Source organism: Actinoplanes palleronii (genome assembly GCF_016862315.1).
In the GTDB taxonomy this organism is placed as follows: domain Bacteria; phylum Actinomycetota; class Actinomycetes; order Mycobacteriales; family Micromonosporaceae; genus Actinoplanes; species Actinoplanes palleronii.
The window spans coordinates 1-5,422 of sequence record NZ_BOMS01000103.1 but is presented as its reverse complement, the minus strand read 5'-3'; the positions used below and the strand labels follow the sequence as shown (position 1 = coordinate 5,422).

The 5,422-nt window shown below is 72.8% G+C and carries 5 protein-coding genes; 1 reads left to right on the top strand and 4 read right to left on the bottom strand.

Annotation, left to right across the window (positions count from 1 at the left end; translation table 11 throughout):
- Nucleotides 1-301: 301 nt before the first annotated feature.
- From Apa02nite_RS32450 to Apa02nite_RS32440, 3 genes are all read right to left on the bottom strand, one after another.
- The gene (locus Apa02nite_RS32450) at nucleotides 302-733 is read right to left on the bottom strand and encodes a hypothetical protein (protein ID WP_203828436.1); all 432 of its coding nucleotides are present in this window, start codon (nucleotides 731-733) and stop codon (nucleotides 302-304) included.
- A 131-nt stretch (nucleotides 734-864) separates the two neighbouring features.
- Entirely contained in the window at nucleotides 865-1,221 is a 357-nt protein-coding gene (locus Apa02nite_RS32445) for a hypothetical protein (protein WP_203828435.1), read from the bottom strand.
- Between the two features lie 52 nt (nucleotides 1,222-1,273).
- A complete protein-coding gene (locus Apa02nite_RS32440) occupies nucleotides 1,274-2,254 on the bottom strand; it encodes a LacI family DNA-binding transcriptional regulator (RefSeq protein WP_203828434.1) in 981 nt (326 codons plus the stop codon).
- 39 nt (nucleotides 2,255-2,293) lie between these two features.
- Here Apa02nite_RS32440 and Apa02nite_RS32435 point away from each other — a divergent pair, with 39 nt between their 5' ends.
- On the top strand, nucleotides 2,294-4,663 hold the full coding sequence (locus Apa02nite_RS32435) for a beta-glucosidase family protein (RefSeq protein ID WP_203828433.1): 2,370 nt from the start codon (nucleotides 2,294-2,296) through the stop codon (nucleotides 4,661-4,663).
- A gap of 75 nt (nucleotides 4,664-4,738) precedes the next feature.
- Here Apa02nite_RS32435 and Apa02nite_RS32430 read toward each other — a convergent pair whose 3' ends face one another.
- Entirely contained in the window at nucleotides 4,739-5,311 is a 573-nt protein-coding gene (locus Apa02nite_RS32430; RefSeq protein ID WP_203828432.1) for a histidine phosphatase family protein, read from the bottom strand.
- Nucleotides 5,312-5,422: the final 111 nt, after the last annotated feature.

Below are 5,422 nucleotides of genomic sequence, written 5' to 3'. Positions count from 1 at the left end.
CCCTGGCCCGGACAGACCGCCACCACACCCTGGCCCGGACAGACCGCCACCACACCCTGGCCCGGACAGACCGCCACCACACCGTGGCCCGGGCCGGGCGCCACCACACCGTGGCCCGGGCCGGGCGCCACCACACCGGGGGCGGGGCCGGGCGCCTCGACACCGGGGGCAAGGCCGGATGCCTCGACACCAGGGGCGGGGCCGGGCGGCTCGACACCGGGGGCAGGGCCCGGTGCCGCGACAGCGGGGGCGGGGGACTCGGCTGTGAGGATGCTGGATGAGAGGGGCTCGAGGACGCCCGTCACGCGGTGTGGGCCAGGTCGAGGGCGGCCCAGCGTTCGGACAGCTGGCGGCGGCGGCAGGCGACCAGGTGGCCGGCCAGGATGGCCGGGTGGCCGCCGCGGACGCACACGTCGGCTCCGGCGGTCAGCACGCCGGCCACCAGCTCGGCCGGCGCCCACTCGTCGATCAGCACGACGATCCGGGTGGCCCGGGGCAGGACCGCGCGGGCCCGGCGCACGTCGTCGCCCTTGGCGCCGCTGAGCAGCACCAACTCACCTGGCCGCGCGTCGTCCACGTCGGTCAGGTGGCGCAGTGTCCAGCCGGATGGCAGGTGCTGCGGCAGCCCCGCGACCCGGCTCTGGTGGCCGAGCACGGCGACCACCGGGTCGGCGGCGGGCGCCGGGACGCGGGAGGTGGTGGTAGCGGCCTCGCGGTTCAGTTCGACGATCATGGTGGTCATCCCCTCGGCTGGTCCCTCGTGATGTCCTTCACCATTCGCCCTGGACCTTGAGGGGCCATGTGCCATGCCTGTGGGTTCGTTGTCAGACAAGGCCGGTGGCAAGCCGGAGGAGAACGAGCCGCTCAGGCGATCATCATCAACAGCGGCAGCACCCCGAACACGAACCAGGTCACCCCGAAGGTGATCCAGAACGCCTGCCAGTACTTGTCCCCGGACCGGCCCAGCTCACCGGCCCGGTTGGCCCGCCGGGTCGCCGGGATCAGGCCGAACGCGCCGAACGCCACCGTGATGACAACGACCATCCCGACACCGGGCAGTTTCCCGGCCGCCGGACGGGCGGCGACCGACGGGTAGGAGCGTTCCCGATACGACCCGGACAGCGCGGGGCGCGGCGGCAACGGTCCACGGGTCTGCGACTGGACCACGGCCGGGTCGAGCAGGCGCTGCCAGCTGTCAGTCGTCGAGGATTGCAGGGTCATGACACACCGTCCATGGCCCCCTTTTTCGGTCGCGATCCCGGGGAGTTGAGCCTCACGCCGACTCCCGCACCACCACCCGGATCAGGTCGGCGGTGGCGAGGACCGGGGCCGGCCGGCCACTGACCGCGGCGACCACCGTGGTGGCCAGGTGCGCCGCCAGCATGCGCTGGTCGGTGGTCACCGTGGTCAGCGACGGTACGGCCAGCCGAGCCGCCGGAATGTCGTCCACCCCGATCACCGCCAGCCCGCCCGGCGTGGCGATCCCGAGCCGCCGCGCCCCGGCGAGCACCGCGAGGGCCACCTCGTCGTTGTACGCGCAGATCCCGGTCACCCCGTCCGCCCGCCACCCCGCGACGGCCTCCGCGGCGAGCGCGGCGTCCAACGGCACCGTCCGCACCACAGGATCACCCGAGCAGCCTGCCAGCCGAGGCTCCGCAAAGATCTTCAGCCGTGGATCGTCCGGGTACGCGTAGCCGAGCCGGCTGTGCCCCGTACCCAAAAGATGTTCTGTCTGACGGCGACCGATCAACTGCTGCGGCACCTCCAGCTCCCGCCCGTGAAGGCCCGCCCGGCCGGCCCGGCCCAGCAGCGCGACCACCAGCGCCACCCCGGCCGCGAGCATCGCCTCCCGCTCCCGGTCGGAGAAGTCGGTGAAGGAGAGCACCGCGGCCGGGGTGATCGCCTTCCAGATCTCGGCGATCGGCCGGTCCTCCCGGCTGCCCGGGTGCGCCACGAACGTCAGCCCCTCGCGGGCCAGCGCGGTGGACAGGTTGCCCAGCAGGTTGCCGACCTCGTTGCCGATCGGCCAGTCCGGGAGCAGGCACAGGACCACGTCGGAGCGACCGGTACGCAACGTCCGGGCGGCGGCCGACGGCGCGTAGCCGAGACCGGCGGCGGCGTCGAGCACCCGGTCGCGAGTGGCCGTGGAGATGCTCTGCCCAGGGGTGGCGTTGAGGACGTAGCTGACGGTGGCGCGGGACACCCCGGCCCGGCGGGCGACGTCGGCGCTGGTGATCCGGCGGGGCTCAGGCATGGGGTGACTTTACTACTTACACGTGTCAGTATGAGGGTCATGACACTCGACCTGGCTGCCAAGGTCGCCCTGCTCACCGGCGCGACGATGTTCACGCTGGCCCCGCAGGAGCAGATCGGCCTGCACGAGATCCGGCTCTCCGACGGGCCGACCGGGGTCCGCGGGCTCAAGTTCAGCGGCGGCCGGGTCGTCGCCCTCTTCCCGAACGCGACCCTGCTCGCCTCCGCCTGGGACGCCGACGCGGCCTACGAGGTCGGCCGGATCCTCGCCGAGGAGGCCCTGTCGCAGGAGATCCACGTCGTCCTCGGGCCCACCATCAACCTGCACCGCAGCCCGCTCGGCGGCCGCCTGTTCGAGGCGTACTCGGAGGATCCGCTGCTCACCGGCAAACTCGCGGCGGCGTATGTGCGGGGCATGCAGGACCAGGGTGTCGCCGCCTGCCTCAAGCACCTGATCGCCAACGAGTCGGAGACCGACCGCAACACGGTGAACAGCGTGGTCGACGAGGCCACCCTCCGCGAGGTCTACCTGCTGCCGTTCGAGATCGCCGTCGAGGAGGCCGACGCCTGGACGATGATGGCCGCCTACAACGACGTCAACGGCGCCGCGGCGACCGAGCAGCACCACGTCAACAACGAGATCGTCAAGGGCGAGTGGGGCTACCACGGCCTGATCATGTCGGACTGGTTCGCCACCAGGACCGCCGCGGCGGCGGCCAACGGCGGGCTCGACCTGGTCATGCCCGGCCCGGGCGGCCCGTGGGGCGACGCACTGGTCGAGGCGGTCAAGAACGGCGAGGTCGACGAGTCGGTCATCGACGATCACGTGAACCGGCTGCTGCTGCTCGCCGACCGGGTCGGCGCGCTGGGCGAGGAGCCCCGCGAGTTCCCGGGCGGGCTGCCGGCGCCGGACAGTGACGTACGCAAGGAACAGCTCACCCGTCTCGCCGCGAGCGGGATGACGGTCCTGCGCAACGAGAACGCCGCCCTGCCCCTGGCCCGCGGCACGCGGGTCGCCCTGATCGGCCGGCACGCGGTGCAGACCATCGACATGGGCGGCGGCTCCGCCCAGGTCAACCCGCCGTACCAGGCGAGTGTCGCGGACGGCCTCACCGCACTGCTGGACGACGTGACCGTCACCGACGGCGTCGAGGTGCGGACCCGCCCGGTGCCGGCCCGCGGCGGGTTCCTCACCGACCCGGTCACCGGCAAGCCCGGCATCCGGGTTCAGCTGCTCGACGCCGACGGCACCGAGCTGGAGGACCGGTTCTGCCCACAGTCCTCCACCATGGTCGGCATGGACGACGACTTCGCCGGCGTGGTCGCCAGCGCGGTGCTGCGCGGCCGGGTCAGCGCCGGCGGACCGGTCGAGCTGGGTGTGCTCGGCGCCGGCCGCTGGCTGGTCGAGGCCGGCGAGGAGAGCCTGAGATACCGGCTCGACCTGACCGGGAACGGTTTCGGCGAGGCCGTGCTCGCGCCGCCGCTGCGCGTCGACCGCTTCGTCGCGGCCGAGGGCGACATCCTGACCGCGCGGGTCGAGCTGCCTTCCGACGGTACGTTCGCGAACAAGGGCCTGTTCGGCCTGCTCGGTCACGTCGCGCCCCGGTCGACGGTGGACGTGCTCGACGACGCGGTCCGGGCGGCGTCCGGCGCCGACGTGGCAGTGGTGGTGGTCGGGCTGACCGAGGAGCAGGAGACCGAGTCGGTCGACAAGACCACGCTCGCCCTGCCCGGTGCGCAGGACGCCCTGGTCGAGGCGGTGGCCGGCGCGGCCCGCCGGACGGTCGTGGTGGTCAACGCGGCGACCCCGGTGCTGATGCCGTGGCGGGACCGGGTCGACGCGGTGCTCTGGGCCGGGCTGCCGGGCCAGGAGGGCGGGCACGCGGTGGCGGCGGCCCTGCTCGGCGACATCGAGCCGGCCGGACGGCTGGTCAGCACGTTCCCGGCCGCGGACGGCGGGTCGCCGGCCTGGTCGGTGACTCCGGTGGACGGCAGACTGCCGTACGACGAAGGTCCTTTCATCGGCTACCGCGGCCATTACGCGGGCCGCGCCCCCGAGCCGGTCTTCTGGTTCGGCCACGGTCTGGGCTATGCGTCGTGGGACTACTCCGACGCCCGTCTGACCGGAAGTGACCAGCCCGAGGTGATGGTGACCGTGACCAACACCGGTACCCGGGCCAGTCGCGAGGTGGTGCAGGTCTACCTGCGGCCGGACGACGCCGCGCAGCCGATCCGCCTGGCCGGCTGGACCGCCGTGAAGGTCAAGCCCGGCGAGTCGGCGCGGGTCACCGTGCACACCGATTCGCGGATGTGGCGTGTGTGGAACACCACGTCCGGTGAATGGGAGCGTGCCTCCGGTGGACAATTGCTGATCGCTCGCGGTCTGGGCGACATCAGAGCCACCCTGTGACCGGACGGGCCGGCCCGCCTGAAGCAACCGTCCTGCCTCAGGCGGGCCGCCCGTCCGATGAACGTCAGCTGATCCTCAGCAGGGGGCGTTCCAGGTCGTGATGACCGGGTCCACCTCGTGCTCGAAGCCCAGCACCGACACCGTCGCGGTGTCGAGTTTCAGCAGGCCACCCGCGCTCGGCGGCAGCCCGACCCAGCGCGCGCCGGTCACCCGCAGGCTGTGCCCGTGCCCGATCAGCGCCACGTCACCACCGCTCAGCAGCTCCCGCGCCCGGGCCAGCACCCGGTCGAGACGCTCGCCGATCTGCTCCGGCGACTCGCCGCTCGGGCAGCCGTCGGCCCACAGCGTCCAGTCCGGCCGGGTCTCCCGGATCTCCGAGGTGGTGATCCCCTCGTACACCCCGTAATCCCATTCGGCCAGATCCTCGGTCACCTCGGTGACCTTCAACCCGGCCAGTTCCGCGGTCCGGAGCGCCCGCTTGCGCGGACTCGACAGCACCGCCGCGAACGTCCGCGCCCCGAGCCGCTCCCCGGCCCGGCGCGCCTGCGCCTCACCCTCGCCGGTCAACTCCAGATCCGTGTACGACGTGTGCCGCCCGTTGGCACTCCACTCCGTCTGCCCGTGCCGAACCAACACGATCTCCGCCATCTGACGCCCCCTCGGCTCGAACTCGCTCGGAGTATCCCCCGCCCCGGCGCACGGCAGGCGGTTCCCCTCCGCTCAACCCTTCTCCGGTACGAATACCGAGCGCCCGTCCGC

Bases quoted from the DNA above. Each gene is read 5' to 3' on its own strand.
- Apa02nite_RS32435 (WP_203828433.1), top strand. From the start codon at position 2,294: ATGACACTCGACCTGGCTGCCAAGGTCGCCCTGCTCACCGGCGCGACG.
- Apa02nite_RS32450 (WP_203828436.1), bottom strand. From the start codon at position 733: ATGATCGTCGAACTGAACCGCGAGGCCGCTACCACCACCTCCCGCGTC.
- Apa02nite_RS32440 (WP_203828434.1), bottom strand. From the start codon at position 2,254: ATGCCTGAGCCCCGCCGGATCACCAGCGCCGACGTCGCCCGCCGGGCC.
- Apa02nite_RS32445 (WP_203828435.1), bottom strand. From the start codon at position 1,221: ATGACCCTGCAATCCTCGACGACTGACAGCTGGCAGCGCCTGCTCGAC.
- Apa02nite_RS32430 (WP_203828432.1), bottom strand. From the start codon at position 5,311: ATGGCGGAGATCGTGTTGGTTCGGCACGGGCAGACGGAGTGGAGTGCC.